Consider the following 16393-nt stretch of genomic DNA (forward strand, 5'->3'; position numbering starts at 1 on the left):
AGACGTGACTCGTCGGGATCAAGGGCGGTGGCCTATTGAAATTGAATTCCGACGAAAAGCGTTAACATAGTTCAGTTGTTATGCAAACTATTAGGTCCGCCTCTGACCACCGTCAGGATGGAGCGGTACGAGCATGTGAGTATGGCTGCTGAAATCCTGATTCGTATGATTGAGTATGACAGTGCACATCCCGAACCTTATACGCTGCCCTGCCGGCTGATCGTCAGAGGATCCACCGCTCCCCGCATCCGCTGGCTGGAGGAGCCCCTCATCCCGCAGCATAAGCAAATCACGCCCGTCTCGTGCAGGCGCTCGACATCCCGATTGCTATCGGCGAGAACTATTACTCGAAGCATCAGTTTTATGATGCGGTTCAAGCAGGTGCGGCATCCGTCTTGCAGCCGGATAACCGCAGAGCCGGCGGGCCGGTAAATGTGAACATGCTGTGCGCGATCCCGAATGCAATCTATCTGGAGAGCGGCAGCTTGAAGCATGAGAACAAGATGTTGGTCACCCAGCTCAAGATGGTTGACGGCGAAGTGTTGCTGCCCGATACGCCGGGAATGGGCACCGAGGTCAGAGAGGACTTCATTGCGCACCGCGTGAATTGACGGATTGACTGCGGCGGGGCGTGCTTGCCATTGTTCAGCCAACAGCCAGCGGCTAGCAGATTTGTGGCGCTAGGCGGTGTGACTCAAGCCTCCCTCAAAAAAACCGAGCTAAGTCAAGTTCCCTTATGCAGGGAAGCTGGACACGGCTCGGTTTTTTTTTGGTTTTGGTTTGGTTTGCTGATGCTGTCTACTAGAGTTAGCGACTATCCGTAAACGAGCAGCCAAATGGCGGAATAACCGATGGTATTAGCATTAGTTATTGATGCAATAATTGATGCAATACAAAATGATCGGAGTAATGACTGCTTGGCTCCATACCAACAATGGCCGTAGTTAAGCTGTGACATGCTTGTAGCGAGTGAATCCACTTAAGCAGGGTTTGAAAACTTCTTCACCATTCGAGAAGGACAGGGGATGACGAGTTCGATCCCACGAAAGTTAACTGCACTTGCAACATGCGTTTGTTGGGATGTCCAGATGAGGAATGAGGTAGCGCGTATTTTTCTTTTAGACTGTAATATCGATTCCCGCCAATAATGATATGATCGAGTACTTCTATGCCAATGATCGCACCAGCTTCTACAATACGGAGCGTTATTTCGATGTCCTCAGGGGAAGGACTCGGGTCAGTGGAAGGGTGATTGTGTGCACAAATAATAGAGGCAGAGGAGCGTTTGATGGCTGGGCTGAACACCTCTCTGGGATGGACGATCGCAGAATTTAGGGAACCGATGGAGATAATCTCCTTGAAAATTAGATGGTTTTTGTGTTGTCTGACTCTAAAGATTCATTAAATATTTCACAATCAACAAGGACTTTATGCCTATATATTGGGAATTTGTGCTAATATAATTATCATGTCAGGATGGACGATATTTCATTTCTACAAAAGGGGTGAAAATGCTCTGCACGGTTGTTGATCGAAAGTTGATGGTTTTAAATCGGAAGAATAATCTATTTCGCCGCTATTTAGAAGATTGCTAGAGTTAATTGAAACGAGTTTGGATCCATTTTTTGTGAGGGTGGTTATATTTTGAGGATAAGTTCTCTAAGACAACTATTTATTGTTTTTATTTTAATCTTTTCATTGTTAACTCCTAATGTTACTCCTGCAGCCGCAGCATCATCGTGGACTACTCCTGTTCAATTGTCATCATTCAGTGCTCTTTCAATGACTGTCATACCCGTTGGCTCTGAATTTCTAGCGGTAGGCAATAGGGCTAATTATTACACTAGCGGCGGGGCTTGGAGCAACAGCAATTCTACTTCTATCAGTACCTCCATTTCGGGCGTTGCTTATGATGGCTCCAGTCATTTTGTGGGTACCGGATCGGCAAATGACAAATTTACCGCAACTAATCTTCAAGGTCCTTGGACGTACACCTCGGACACAGCATTAGGTGGAGTTGTATACAACGCCGATGCTTATGAGAGCGGTTATTTTTTCGCAGGTGCCGACAGGGGCAGCAAGTTGGTTTACTCCTCTAATAATGGACAGACTTGGACTTCGACAACTTTTAATCCCGCCAATACGACTCAAATCTTAAGTATGACTGGTGATGGCAACGGGCATCTGGTTGCCGTAGGAATGGATGGGGAAGATTCAGCAGGGCATCTCGGAACCACTACTCAAGGAGTTATAGTAACAGGAACCTACGATTCGACGGCACACTCGTGGACATTCAACTCTCAAACGGTCCCTGGTACGAGTTTCATGAATGTAGCTTATGGAAACGGGCAATTTTTGATACTTGGTTATGATCAGAGTACATTCGACAATAAGTATTTGACAGCTTCCTATAACGCCGCAAGCAAGAATCTAACATTAGGCAGCGTTTCAGATACTACTGGAGTGAGCAATTATCTTTATGCGGCGGCTTATGGAAACGGGATGTTCGTTGCAGTGGGTGATCAAGCAACCGCGGCCACATTTGATGGAACAACCTGGAGCAAGACAAGTGTGAGTACCGACACAAATTTAGGCTTAAGAAGTATAGCCTTCAGCAATGGCAAATTTGCAGCAGTTGGCGGCGATGTGGGTTCGAATAGCCTCCTTACGAATGCTTACGGAACGACTTGGACGCCAACAGCGTCATCCGTAACCAGCGTTACAGTAAGCCCAAGCACAGCTAGTGTGGTTCAGGGCGGAAGCCAGCAATTAACGGCCACGGTCAGTGTGGTTGGAGGAGCGGCACAAACCGTAACGTGGTCGAGCAGTGATGCCAGCAACAAGGTCACGGTGGACAACACCGGCAAGGTAACCGTAGCGTCGGGTTCGACTCCGGGGACCTATACCATTACCGCAACTTCGACGGCAGATAGCACCAAGAAGGGAACGTCAACGATTACCGTAACGGCGGCCAGCAGTAACGCGAACTTGGGCAACTTGACGCTGAGCCAGGGCACGTTAACTCCGGCGTTTGCGTCAGGGACGACAAGCTACACGGCTAGTGTGGGCAATGCGGTAAGCAGCCTGACAGTAACGCCGACGGTTTCCGACAGCACTGCGAGTGTGAAAGTGAACGGAACGGCCGTAACGAGCGGATCAGCCAGCGGAGCGGTTAGCCTGAACGTGGGAGCGAATACGATCACGGTGCTGGTGACGGCGCAGGATAACACAACGAAGACATACACGGTCACCGTGACGCGTGCTGCGCCCAGCAGTAACGCGAATTTGAGCAACTTGACGCTGAGCCAGGGCACACTGACGCCGGCGTTTGCGTCGGGAACGACAAGCTACACGGCGAGCGTGAGCAACAGCGTGGCGAGTGTAAATGTGACGCCAACGGTAGCAGACAGCACAGCTACCGTGAAGGTGAATGGCAACGCAGCAACGAGCGGGAATGCGAGCACTGTGAACCTGAATGTGGGAGCTAATACGATCACCGTTCTGGTGACGGCACAGGATGGAACGACTTCAAAGACGTACACGGTCACAGTAACACGTGCGGCGGCCCTTAGTAATAATGCGAATTTAAGCAACCTGACGCTGAGCCAGGGCACGTTAACTCCGACGTTTGCGACGGGCACGACAAGCTACACAGCAAGTGTGGCAAATGCTGTGACCAGTATGGATGTGACACCGACATTGGCCGATGGAACAGCAAGCTTGAAGGTGAACGGTAGCGCGGCGACAAGCGGCAATGCCAAGACAGTCAACCTAAATGTTGGTGCGAATACGATCACGGTGCTAGTGACGGCACAAGATGGGACGACAACCAAGAGCTATACGATCACCGTGACGCGTGCAGCAGCCAGCAGCAATGCGGACTTGAGCAACCTGACGCTGAGCCAAGGCACACTGACGCCGGCGTTTGCGTCGGGAACGACAAGCTACACGGCGAGCGTGGCAAATGCTGTGACCAGTGTGGATGTGACGCCGACATTGGCCGATGGAAGCGTGACGGTGAACGGTAGTGCGGCGACAAGCGGCAACGCCAAGACAGTGAACCTAAATGTTGGCGCGAACACCATTACCGTTCTGGTAACGGCACAAGACGGGACGACAGCCAAGAGCTATACGACCACCGTAACACGAGCAGCATCGAGCAATGCGGACTTGAGCAACCTGACGCTGAGCCAAGGCACGTTGACGCCGGCGTTTGCGTCGGGAACGACAAGCTACACGGCGAGTGTGGCAAATGCTGTGACCAGTGTAGATGTGACGCCGACGTTGGCCGATGGAACAGCTAGTGTGAAGGTGAACAATAGTGCGGTAACAAGCGGCAATGCCAAGACAGTGAACTTAAATGTCGGTGCGAACACGATCACGGTGCTGGTGACGGCACAAGACGGAACGACAACGCAGAGCTATACGGTCACCGTAACGCGAGCCGCATCGAGCAATGCCGATTTAAGCAACCTGACATTGAGTGCAGGCACGCTGACTCCATCATTTGCATCGGGGACGACGAGCTATGCGGCGAGTGTGGCAAATGCTGTGATCAGTGTGGATGTGACGCCGACGGTAGCAGACAGCACAGCAAGCGTGACGGTGAATGGTAGTGCGGCGACAAGCGGCAATGCCAAGACAGTGAACCTAAATGTTGGCGCGAACACGATCACGGTGCTGGTGACAGCACAAGACGGAACGACAACCAAGAGCTATACGGTCACCGTAACACGAGCCGCATCGAGCAACGCGGACTTGAGCAACCTGACTTTGAGCCAAGGCACGCTGACTCCGTCATTTGCGTCAGGAACGATGACCTACACAGCGAGTGTGGCAAATGCTGTAACTAGCGTGGATGTGACGCCTACGTTGGCCGATGGAACAGCAAGTGTGAAGGTGAACAATAGTGCGGTAACAAGCGGCAATGCCAAGACAGTGAACCTAACTGTTGGCATGAATACGATCACGGTGCTGGTGACGGCACAAGACGGAACGACAGCGCAGAGCTATACGGTCACCGTAATGCGAGCAGCATCGAGCAATGCCGATCTAAGCAACCTGACGTTGAGTGCGGCCACGCTGACTCCATCATTTGCGTCGGGGACGACGACCTACACGGCGAGTGTGGCAAATGCTGTGACTAGCGTGGATGTGACGCCTACGTTGGCCGATGGAACAGCAAGCGTGACGGTGAACGGTAGCGCAGTGACAAGCGGCAATGCGAAGGCAGTGAACCTAACTGTTGGCTCGAATACGATCACGGTGCTGGTGACGGCACAAGACGGAACGACAACGCAGAGCTATACGATCACCGTAACGCGAGCAGCATCGAGCAACGCCGATCTAAGCAACCTGACGCTGAGCCAGGGCACGTTAACTCCGACGTTTGCGTCGGGGACGACGAGCTACACGGCGAGTGTGGCAAATGCTGTGGCCAGCGTGGATGTGACGCCTACGTTGGCCGATGGAACAGCAAGCGTGACGGTGAACGGTAGCGCAGTGACAAGCGGTAATGCCAAGACAGTGAACCTAAATGTTGGCGCGAACACGATCACGGTGCTGGTGACGGCACAAGACGTGACGACAACGCAGAGCTATACGATCACCGTAACGCGAGCAGCATCGAGCAACGCCGATCTAAGCAACCTGACGTTAAGTGCGGGCACGCTGACTCCGGCATTCGCATTTAGTACAACAAGCTACACGACGAGCGTAGGCAACAGTGTATATGGAATAACGGTGACGCCGACAGTGGCCGACAGCACGGCGACCGTTAAAGTGAATGGAACGGCAGTAACGAGTGGAATAGCTAGTGGCGCAATTAACCTGAATGTAGGAACGAACACAATCACCGTATTGGTGACGGCACAAGATAACACAACAAAGACTTACGCGATAACCGTAACACGTGCAGCCAGCAGCAACGCCGACCTAAGCAACCTGACGTTGAGTGCAGGCGCGCTGACTCCGGCGTTCGCATCCAGTACAACAAGCTACACGACGAGCGTAGGCAACAGTGTATATGGAATAACGGTGACGCCGACTGTGGCCGATAGCGCAGCAACTGTTAAAGTGAATGGAACGGCCGTAACGAGCGGAACAGCCAGTGGCACAATCAACTTAAGCGTGGGGTCGAACACGATCACGGTTCTTGTCACGGCGCAGGATAACACAACGAAGACATACACAATTACAGTGACACGTGCGCCAAGCAGTAATGCGGACTTGAGCAAACTTACGCTGTCGAGTGGTACGGTGCTGCCAACTTTTGACCCGGCAGTAACAAGCTACACGGTAAGTGTGGCCAACAGTGTATACGGTATTACAGTTACCCCGACCTTAGCTGATAGCACTGCGAGCGTGAAAGTTAACGGTGCTTCCACGGCCAGCGGTCAAGCAAGCGGAAGCATCAACCTGAACGTAGGAAGCAATCCGGTTACCATCGAGGTGACCGCACAAGACGGCACACAGAAAACTTATACGGTCCATATTAATCGTGCGCCAAGCAGCACGGTGGTACTGTCAAGTCTGGCGGTTTCTGCCGGCGCGTTATCACCAAATTTTTCAGGCACTAATCTTGGTTACAATGTGAGTGTAGGCAATGCAGTTTCCAGCACAACCATTACTGCTGCAGTATACGGCCCATACACGAGCTTAAAAATTGCCGGAGCAGCAATGCAAAACGGGGCAACCTCTGCGCCGATCGCCCTGCAGGTAGGGGCAAATCTGATTCCGATTGAAGTTATAGCGCAGGATGGAATCAACTCACAGATCTATACGGTTAGCGTCAATCGTGCACCATCGGACAACGCGGTGGTAGGTAGTATTGTCCTCAGCAAAGGTACTTTATCTCCTGCCTTTACTTCATCGTTGACCGACTATGAGGCTAGAGTAGCTTACAGCGTGGTTAGTCTTACAGTAGCTGCTTCGGTTGACCAACCGAATGCGATGATTTCCATTCAAGGTATTGCTGTTACTAGCGGTGCAGCCTCACTGATCCCATTACAGGTAGGCGTGAACCGGATCACCATTGAGGCTACTGCCCAGGATGGTGTTACAAAGAAAACTTACGTTGTGACTATTTACCGCGAAAGCTTATCCAGTTCCAACAGCGGCAGCACGACGCCGACAACGACTCCGGTGACAACCGATACGGAAGTGAACGTACTCGTTAACGGCAAAGTCGAGAATGCAGGAACGGCAACAACAAGCACGGTTAATGGTCAAACCGTAACCACAGTAGCTGTTGACCAGAAAAAGCTGGAAGATAAGCTCGCGGCAGAAGGACGGAATGCCGTCGTCACTATTCCTGTGAACATCAAGTCCGATGTGGTCGTCGGGGAACTGAACGGTCAAATGGTGAAAAGTATGGAGAGCAAGCAAGCGATTTTGGAAATGAAAACCGATAAAGTGACGTACACGGTACCCGCGGAGCAAATCAATATCGACTCCATATCCAGCCAATTTGGAAAGTCGGTAGCTTTGCAGGACATCAAGATTCACATCGAAATCGCGGCACCGCCTGCGGAAACGGTGAAGGTTGTGCAGAATGCGGCGGCAAAAGGAACGTTCGCACTTGTTGTGCCTCCGGTAAACTTTACTGTAACGGGCACGTATGGCAATACCACTGTCGAGGTATCAAAATTCAACGCCTATGTGGAACGCACCATTGCCATTCCGGATGGCGTTGATCCAAGCAAAATCACGACAGGCATCGTCGTCGAGCCCAACGGAACGGTAAGGCACGTGCCGACCAAGATCGTTAAAATCGACGGCAAGTATTACGCCAAAGTGTACAGCTTGACCAACAGCACGTACACGGTTGTTTGGCATCCGATTGAATTTACGGATGTTGCAAACCATTGGGCCAAGGCTGCAGTCAATGATATGGGCTCGCGAATGGTCATCGAAGGTACGGGCGACGGAATTTTCAGTCCTGACCGGGATATTACCCGCGCAGAATTTGCGGCCATTATCGTTCGAGGCCTGGGACTGAAGCTGGAAAACGGAGCAACCCCATTCTCGGATGTGAAGAGCTCGGACTGGTACAGCAGTGCGATCAATACGGCATACGCTTATCATCTGATCAGCGGCTTTGAGGACGGAACCTTCCGTCCTAATGACAAGATCACCCGGGAACAAGCGATGGTCATCATCGCCCAGGCGATGACGATTACGAAGCTGAAAGACAAACTTGCTAGCCATGCGGCAGAAGATATATTGCGTTCCTTCACCGATGCGGCGGATGCTTCCAGTTGGGCGGTGGGCGGTATTGCCGACAGTGCGGAGGCCGGTATCGTAACGGGAAGAGAGGGCGCAAGACTGGCTCCTAAAGCGTTTATCACAAGAGCTGAGGTTGCGGCTATTGTGCAAAGATTGCTGCAAAAATCGGATCTGATTTAGCCTTATTCGACAACAGGGCTATCCTCCAAAACCGTGATTAAACAGTGGAAGGATAGTCCTTATTTTTAACATTTAGAAGATCGATAAATCCCGCATATTGCAGCACTACCGAATAATTCGTTGCCAAAGTGCATGATACGCAGGCCAAGGACGATAAAAACCGCTGCTCGCAAGGCCAAAACAGCCCAGCTAGCAAGCTGTCGTCGAAGCAGCACGCAACGAACAAGTAACGATGGAACTGAAAACCCGCTCTGTGCTTGTACAGGGCGGTTTTTCGTGTTTAAGAATAAACAGACAAAATGCTCCTTCTGTAGATGCCTGAAATCAGGCTCTAACAATTCGAAGACATCTTTAGGGCTTCTAATAACACTCCGATCATTAACGGGGTTAATAATCACTTTTGCAAGCTTAAGCATTGCAACGAGCTGCCGGGCCTTTCCTAGGCCGATCCCCTTTACCTGAACCAACTCCTGTTCGGTGGCATCGGTAAGCTCAGAAACGGTAGGAGAGTGATGCAAAAGATCTTCAATCACATAGCTACCCTGTCTTTCGAGTAAAGAGTCGGATAATAAAGACCTCAATTCGGAATTAGGATGAGCATTCATAGAAGAGCCTCCTTTAATATAGTTAAAGGGGACGGCGATCTTGCCATGCTGGCGGGCGCAAAAACGGTATACGGCTCCGAACGGGAAAGCGTGACCTTATGGTTTTCCATGGCACCCAAGCCGTCGCCGGGTGTCGTAAAGAACAACTTCACCAGCACGGTGGACGTCGGCGATGCATTTGATTATACGCGGGCCATCTTGTCCGCAAGGCGGCGGATGATCGGCCACGATCACGTGATGTATGTTGCACCGAGGGAGTCGCGGCATATCCAAGGCCAGGTACGGCTGACTTTGACGGATCAGCTGACGCAGCGGCAGTGGCCGGACGTCGTGAACATCGCTTTTAGCAACAACGATATTAAAGGCCACAGCACTTCGGACTGGGTCAAAATGGGGCTGATCTCGCCAAACCTGGAAATCGAAATTCCCTATCGCGTCATGATCCCTATAGATTTGATGGGAATTCTTGTGACAGGCAAAGCGATCTCAGTAACCCATGACGGGCTGCCGGCGGTGCGTATGCAGGCGGATCTGGAAAATCTGGGCGGTGTGGCCGGGTTGGCAGCGGCGATGTCGGCGGCAGCAGGGATTTCACCGGGAGAGTTACCGGTTCGTGAGCTGCAACAGAAGCTTGTGGAATACGAGGTGCTGCCACCAGAGGTGCTGCAGCGACAAATCCAGGAGACGATGCTCACGTCGGAGGACATGAAGTATTGGATCGGACTGCTTGACGACAGCCAAAAGCTGTATAATTATTCAGATATGGGCTATTTGGACGTGAGGAAGGAGCCGATTCCAATCGTCATGGTTTGTACGGCGGGGCCAGAGATCGTGCCGCTGCTGAAGGAGGAATTGCGTAAGGATGCATCCCTCCGCCGGCTGACAGTAGCGCGCGCGCTGGCATGGTATGGGGAGGCGGAAGCGTTTCCCGTTTTGCTGGAGCATATGCAGCCGTATCTCGAAGAGGAGGAGCTGCCACCGCGAAGTTCGAAGATGCGGCACTCTAACACGCCGCCGGACCAAGGGGCTATGCCTGACTTGGCCTACCTGCTGTACACCATGGCGATGCTTTCCGATCCAAGGGCCATCCCGGTCATGGAGCAGGCCATTTCCAAGCTGAAGCCAACATGGGAAAAGCTGACGGACCCGAGGCACGGGCTGTTTTATTACGTCGACAGCATCTGTGATATCGCCGAACGGCTTGGAAATTCCGCCTGCGTACCGATCTTAAAAAAGCTACATGACAACCCCTTGTTTCAAGGCAACGTCATGACGGAGGAGCTGCAGCCGGATTATTTTTTAGAGCGGAAGGCGTATCTTGAGCTGGTCATCGGCCGGGCCTTAGCTCGCTGCGGCGAGCCAGAGGGGCTTCGGATCTTGGCGGCCTTTACCGCGGATCGGCGAAAGCTACTTGTCCGGCATGCCCGGCAGGAGCTGAAGGACATTACAGGTATGGATTTGGAGAGCAGTGATCAATGGAGTCAATTCGCCTCCACCCAGTCGTCGCTTCAAACTAAGCCTTGGAAAGCAGCAAGAGGCTCCACCTAACCTGGCAAGAAGAAACTAATTCAGGAGTGAACCAAAGATGACCAACCGAAAAAAGCTTCCGAATGTGCTCACATTAAAGCAAGCACTTATTGCCGCTGAGAAGGGTGGCTATGCTCTTGGCTCATTTTCGCCGAGGTATACACCGATGATCGCCCCGATTTTAAGGGCCGGTCAGGCTTTGCAATCACCGTTAATTGTGCAGATTTCACATCGAGAATTGGTTCGTTATGGCATCACGCCACAGGAGTTTGCAGAGGAATTTTACAATTGCGTTGAATCAGAGGCCATTTCCGTTCCTGTGGTGCTTCACCTCGATCATTCGAAGAAATTGAATACGATCGCACAGGCGATAGAGGCTGGCTTTACCTCTGTCATGATCGATGCCTCGGAGCAGCCGCTTGAGGACAATATCCGCATTTCCAAGGAGGTTGTAGAGTACGCTCATGCCCGCGGGGTGTCGGTGGAAGCGGAGCTAGGGATGATCGGCACGACGGATTTTGTTGAAACCGAAAAAGACGAGGAGCTATATACCGATCCTCAGGAAGCGGAACGCTTTGTCCGTGAAACGGGTGTGGACGCCTTAGCGGTTTCCTGTGGTACTGCTCACGGCATTTATATGGTGCGGGAGCCGAAAATTGATTATGAGCGGCTGATGGCGATTCGTGCTCTGACACCGGTTCATCTGGTTCTTCATGGGGGCTCAGGCGTTCCTGCGGAGATGATGTCCAAGGCGATTATGCTTCCGGGCGGTGGTGTCAGCAAGGTCAACATCGCGACCGACCTTGAGCTTGCTTTATTAGAGGCGCTTGGGCGTGAAGAACGGATGACGAATTCGGAGTGCCGCGGTTTATCTGCGGAGCAGCTGGAGGTAGGGCGAGCAGCGGTGCAGGCTATGGTAGCGGACAAAATCAGCCATTTTCTCGGAAGCGCAGGGAAAATGCAATGAAGTTCCTGGGTATTGACATCGGGAGCAGTTATCTTAAGGCTGCATTATTCGATTTAAGTGAGTGCCGTATCCAAAGCATTCGTAAAATCAAGGCACCTGAATTTGTTCCTCATGCGAGTTCGAACTTTAAGGAGAACGATCCGATCGATTTTCTGAATCGGGTCGTAGAGATGATTGATCAATACTTGGATGAGGATTTGGATATTCAAGGAATTGTGTTCTCCACGCAAATGCACGGCTTTGTGCTGACAGATGAATCAGGGGAGCCAATCTCCAATTTTATCGGCTGGCAGGATCGACGCGCGCTTGAGCGGGTAGAGGACTCGAATGAAACGTATTTGGAGTGGCTGGAGCGACTCATGGATTCGAGGGTGCACAACGTGAATGGGGTGTGCAGCCTTTATCATTGGGTTTTACACCATCCCAAGGAAAAGGCTTGGTTTTGTACCTTAGGGGATTTTATTATCTCAAAGCTGTCTGGGGAAAAACCGGCATGCCATCTTACCAATGCCGCGTCGACAGGGATGGTGAATTTAGAGCAAGGGGAATGGGACTGGAAACTGATTCGCACGTTAGGCTTAGACCACATTGTTTTTCCGCCGATTGTAAAGGAGTCTGCGGCAACCGGGATATATCGAACACGAAACCAGCAGATTTCTTTGTACCCAGCGGTCGGAGATCAGCAGGCTGCATTACTTGGAAGCTTTATCCGGCCTGATCAAGACCTAGTCCTGAATATTGGAACGGGTGCTCAAATGTGCATCCTGGATCAGCACCCAACCTTCGGCAGCTATGAAACACGTCCTTTTTTTGAGGGGATGTATTTTCGGACGCTATCCCACATTCCAGGAGGCCGCTCATTACAGGTATTAGTTGATTTTATTAAAGGTGTCGGGGAAAAAATCTATGGGCAAGCTGAGATCGAGGATGGGGAAATATGGGGAAGAGTGGACCGATATCTAGCATTCATTCAGGAGACAGATCTTCAAGTGAATGTATCCTTTTTCAATAGCTCTATGCAACCCGATGAAGGCAGCGTTCGAAATATAAAGGAACATAATTTTAAAGTAGAGGACCTTTTTCTTGGGGCTTTGAATAATATGGCCGACCAATATTTGAAGCATTATCGAATCCTGAAATCACCTCAAGAGAATCAGGTAAACAGGGTGATCTGTGCCGGGGGAGTGGTTAGAAAAAGCCCTATACTATTCAATCTGATCGGCGAGCGTTTTTCTATGCCCTGCGAACTATCTCCCTTCTCTGAAGACACTCTGGTCGGATTGTTCCGAATCGCTTTGGTTTGTGCTCAAACGCATGAAACCTTGGAAAGCACGTTTGATGTAATGGAAAAGTTGCAAATGTAATTCTCATCGAATGGATGGAGTGCTTGCTGCTGATTAGACGGCGGTGTTGCACGGGAAGGAGGATACATGTCTCGAAAACTGGGTGTGATCCACACGACGCCTGTCACGGTGGACGTATTTAAAGCATTGGCTGCGGAGCTGATGCCTGGGTGCAGTGTGATTAACTTTGTAGATGATTCGATTTTACCCGAATTGGCGTTGCCTGGGACAAAGGTGGAATCCGTGCAGGACAAATTGGTTCAATATGCTAAATATGCCGAGCGTGCAGGAGCGGATGTGATTTTGAGCGCCTGTTCCTCGGTCGGTGAAGCGGCCTCGGCGATGTGTTCCAGCGTGTCCGTACCTGTCATCCGGATTGACGATGCGATGGCCACGGAGGCGATCCGGCAGGGAACCAAAATCGGCGTTGCGGCTACATTAGAAACGACGCTCAGACCGACCATAGAGCTGCTGCAGCAAAAAGCAAGGGATACAGGCTGCAGCCGATATTACTTAGCGAAGCTTATCAGCAGCTGATTCGGGGGAATGCGGAGGAGCACGACCGGATTTTGCTTCAGTCACTCCTTCAGCTAGCGGAGAGAGTAGATGTGGTGGTGCTGGCCCAGGCATCCATGAGTCGTGTATTGACGCGGTTAGAACCAAATGAGCGTGAGCGGTTTTTGACCAGCCCGCGACTAGCGATGGTGGAGGTAGCCCAACTGTTTACCAGGGAGGCATAGGAATTATGTTTCTAGGCATCGACATGGGAACGACGCATTGCAAAGCCGGTTTAGTCACGGAAGATGGGAGATTGGCTGCTGTTGCTAGCCGCCCGACCCCGGTTCATTCGACTTCGGACGGAGGATGTGCGTATGACCCGGATGTTTTGTGGCAGACGATTTCCGAAATTGTAAGCGAAGTTTACGTTGTTTGCGGCCGGCCTCTAATTGCTTGTGTCGGAGTAACCAGCATGGCAGAAGCTGGGCTTCTGGTTGACCGCACAACGGGAATTCCCAGTTCCGAATTCGTTCCGTGGTATGATACGCGGGCACTCTCCCAGACCGACAAGTTAATTCAGGAAAGCGACTTGCAGGAGCGCTTTGCGAAAACCGGGCTTCATGCCAGCTTTAAGTACGGCCTAGCCAAGCTGCTATGGATTCAAGATCACCATTCCGACGCCTTAAAGGATGCCGTATGGTTATCCGCAGCAGATTATATCGTATATCGTCTAACAGGCACTATGGTGACCGATTATACATTGGCTGCACGAACATACTGCTTCGATATTGCCAGCCGAAGTTGGGATCATGACTGGATTCGGCACTTCGGGTTCTCTTCCACCTTGTTTCCTGAGGCAGTACCAAGCGGTGTACCTATAGGCCATACTTCAGGAGACCTGTTGGACGGGGACTTTCCGCCGGAACGCCGGTAGCGGTGTGCGGGCATGATCACTTGTGCGCAGCCTTTGCGGCAGGGCGTCTGAACGTCAGGCGTTATTTAACTCCATGGGTACGGCTGAAACGATGATGGGCTTTTTGAGCGAAAAGAAACTGACCGACAAGGAATTGAACTCCGGGCTTTCCTACGGTCTTCACGTTGTGGAAGGGCAGTACTATTGGCTGGGAGGATTATCCGCATCCGGGGGATCGGTCGAATGGTTGCGCAGTGTTCTTGGGGAGGAACCCGTAAGCTATGAAGATATGTCGCAGTTGGTCCGGCAAGCGGGACAGCGGCCTACCGGCATTTTGTATTTCCCATATCTTGTCGGGAGCGGGGCTCCATGGCCGGACGCGAACATACGTGGAGCCTTGATAGGTCTGGATCGGCAGCATGGACGGGCCGAGATCGCCAAAGCAGTACTTGAAGGGACAGCATACCAAATGGAAGCGATCCGAGAGGCTGCTGAGCTTGCGAACGGAACCCAACCACGTTCTGTGATATCCGTCGGGGGCGGGACGCGTAACATGGATTGGATGCAGATCAAATCCGATGTGTCAAACTGCACCTTTGCAATTTCTTCTGTTAGCGAGGCGGCTTTGGTTGGAGCGGCCAGACTTGCTGCGATGGGCTGCGGTTTTGTGTTAGGGGGTCCGCACTCATTTCCTAAGATGCAAGCACATGAAGAGAAAATTATAGTACCTTCAGTTGTACGGCATGCAGAGTATCATCGAATTTATGAAACTCAATTCAAGCCGCTTCGTTCGGTTCTAAGTACCAACCGAAGGCCTTTGGGTTAGATCTTCATTTGCCCCTAGCACAGCCGGGAAACGACTAACGGAGTATTAGAAGTATGAAGAATTTCAAACTTACGTATGTATGCAATGTAGAGTGAAAATGGAAGTATAGACACATGGTATAACGCTCTGGTAACCCTGATTAAGCGCTTCTTGGCGCTAGATGGGGAATACTTATGAAAATTCTAATGAACAACAAGGCCAAGGACATCAGGCCAGAATATAAATTTTTAGCGGCTGAGCCCTCTGCCAGTTCCCATTGCTGTACCGGCAGAGGGCTCAGCCGCTATCTGTATTGATTGCCCTCAATGCGGTATTCGATCATGAATGTAATTTACTTAGGATCTAAACGGTTATTGTTACCTTAAAAATGCCAAAATGGTGTAAAGGGAGGAAATAAAATGCTCTTTACACCTATAAAACCAATGATCGTGAGTATTGGGAATGAACCTTTCGGTAGCGAACACCACATCTTTGAGCCAAAATGGGACGGTTGGCGCATTCTCCTTCATAAACAGAGAGATCGTATTGAAGCGTACACGCGAAATGGCAATATTGTAACAAGCAAATTTCCAGAGTTAAGAGAAGTGCGCGAGGCGATCAAAGCAAATTCAGCCATTTTAGATTGCGAGGGAATCGTTTTACGCGGCGGAAGACCGGTGTTCGATGATTTTTCCTTCCGTGGTCGTTTAAGCAATTCGGCACGCATTAGAGATGCAGTACACACCCATCCGGCTACATTCGTAGCCTTTGATGTTATATACATGGAGCATGAGCTTTTGAATGAACCATTAATGAAGCGAAAACAGCGCTTAACTGAGATTGTTTGCCCAACCGAAGTAATCACACCTACTATGTATCTCGAAGGCAAAGGAAAAGCATTATTCGAATTGACCCGAGAGAAGGATATGGAGGGAATAGTAGCAAAGCGAAAAGATTCAAGATATTTACTGGACACGAAAAGTATGGATTGGTTGAAAATTAAGCATTTCAAGTCAATTGATGTTGTGATTTTGGGCTATAGGAGTAATCCGTTTGGGCTTGTTATTGGATTGAATTTTAACCATCAGTTGTCAGAATTCCCCCACTTCTAAAGTGGTGGGATGAATGGCAACGGTCTTAGGTAACTTGACTAATACAGCCGAAATCTATACGATTAGATTCATTCAGTCGTATTTAGAGAAAGGTTGTATTATCAATGGATCTTGACTCGAATAACCATTCAGTATTCTCACTTAATTATCATCTAATTCTAGTAATCAAGTACCGCCGAAAAGTGATCAATGATGAAATATCCAACCGGCTGAAAGA

The 16393-nt window shown here is 50.7% G+C and carries 11 protein-coding genes and 3 pseudogenes; 12 read left to right on the forward strand and 2 right to left on the reverse strand.

Annotation, left to right across the window (positions count from 1 at the left end; all coding sequences use genetic code 11):
• Positions 1–75: 75 nt before the first annotated feature.
• Together FPZ49_RS37520 and FPZ49_RS36885 are read left to right on the forward strand one after the other, a co-directional pair.
• Positions 76–225: pseudogene (locus tag FPZ49_RS37520) on the forward strand (LacI family DNA-binding transcriptional regulator); the annotation flags it as partial.
• Positions 226–299: 74 nt separating this feature from the next.
• Positions 300–611 (forward strand): annotated as a pseudogene (locus tag FPZ49_RS36885) (enolase C-terminal domain-like protein); the annotation flags it as partial.
• Between the two features lie 499 nt (positions 612–1110).
• Here the strand turns inward: FPZ49_RS36885 and FPZ49_RS19245 are convergent.
• A pseudogene (locus FPZ49_RS19245) lies at positions 1111–1377 on the reverse strand (JAB domain-containing protein); the annotation flags it as partial.
• Positions 1378–2571: 1194 nt separating this feature from the next.
• On the opposite strand from FPZ49_RS19245, the gene FPZ49_RS19250 reads away from it, so the two are divergent.
• On the forward strand, positions 2572–8406 hold the full coding sequence (locus FPZ49_RS19250; RefSeq protein ID WP_222429929.1) for a cadherin-like beta sandwich domain-containing protein: 5835 nt from the start codon (positions 2572–2574) through the stop codon (positions 8404–8406).
• A gap of 65 nt (positions 8407–8471) precedes the next feature.
• Here the strand turns inward: FPZ49_RS19250 and FPZ49_RS37890 are convergent, their stop codons facing one another.
• Positions 8472–9011 carry a JAB domain-containing protein gene (locus FPZ49_RS37890; protein ID WP_144849925.1) on the reverse strand — a complete coding sequence of 180 codons (540 nt, stop codon included), beginning with the start codon at positions 9009–9011 and terminating at the stop codon, positions 8472–8474.
• 45 nt (positions 9012–9056) lie between these two features.
• Here FPZ49_RS37890 and FPZ49_RS19260 point away from each other — a divergent pair, with 45 nt between their 5' ends.
• From FPZ49_RS19260 to FPZ49_RS19295, 9 genes are all read left to right on the forward strand, one after another.
• The gene (locus FPZ49_RS19260) at positions 9057–10559 is read left to right on the forward strand and encodes an FAD-dependent oxidoreductase (protein ID WP_222429930.1); all 1503 of its coding nucleotides are present in this window, start codon (positions 9057–9059) and stop codon (positions 10557–10559) included.
• A 37-nt stretch (positions 10560–10596) separates the two neighbouring features.
• The gene (locus FPZ49_RS19265; protein WP_144849929.1) at positions 10597–11505 is read left to right on the forward strand and encodes a class II fructose-bisphosphate aldolase; all 909 of its coding nucleotides are present in this window, start codon (positions 10597–10599) and stop codon (positions 11503–11505) included.
• Positions 11502–12869 (forward strand): sedoheptulokinase, encoded by a 1368-nt coding sequence (locus FPZ49_RS19270; protein WP_144849931.1) that lies wholly within the window; start codon positions 11502–11504, stop codon positions 12867–12869. Before FPZ49_RS19265 ends, FPZ49_RS19270 begins: the two co-directional genes overlap by 4 nt.
• 66 nt (positions 12870–12935) lie before the next feature.
• Positions 12936–13385, forward strand: coding sequence for an aspartate/glutamate racemase family protein (locus FPZ49_RS19275; RefSeq protein ID WP_144849933.1), 450 nt, complete (start codon positions 12936–12938; stop codon positions 13383–13385).
• Positions 13386–13417: 32 nt separating this feature from the next.
• Positions 13418–13588, forward strand: a complete 171-nt coding sequence (locus FPZ49_RS35835) for a hypothetical protein (RefSeq protein ID WP_186445922.1) — start codon at positions 13418–13420, stop codon at positions 13586–13588.
• Positions 13589–13593: 5 nt separating this feature from the next.
• The gene (locus FPZ49_RS19280) at positions 13594–14280 is read left to right on the forward strand and encodes an FGGY-family carbohydrate kinase (protein WP_144849935.1); all 687 of its coding nucleotides are present in this window, start codon (positions 13594–13596) and stop codon (positions 14278–14280) included.
• A gap of 73 nt (positions 14281–14353) precedes the next feature.
• Positions 14354–15085 carry an FGGY-family carbohydrate kinase gene (locus FPZ49_RS19285; protein WP_144849937.1) on the forward strand — a complete coding sequence of 244 codons (732 nt, stop codon included), beginning with the start codon at positions 14354–14356 and terminating at the stop codon, positions 15083–15085.
• A gap of 398 nt (positions 15086–15483) precedes the next feature.
• Positions 15484–16176 carry an ATP-dependent DNA ligase gene (locus tag FPZ49_RS19290; protein WP_144849939.1) on the forward strand — a complete coding sequence of 231 codons (693 nt, stop codon included), beginning with the start codon at positions 15484–15486 and terminating at the stop codon, positions 16174–16176.
• A gap of 104 nt (positions 16177–16280) precedes the next feature.
• A partial coding sequence (locus FPZ49_RS19295; RefSeq protein WP_186445923.1) for a transposase occupies positions 16281–16393 on the forward strand: 113 nt, incomplete at its 3' end.

Source organism: Paenibacillus cremeus (genome assembly GCF_007786445.1).
GTDB classification, from domain to species: Bacteria; Bacillota; Bacilli; order Paenibacillales; family NBRC-103111; genus Paenibacillus_G; species Paenibacillus_G cremeus.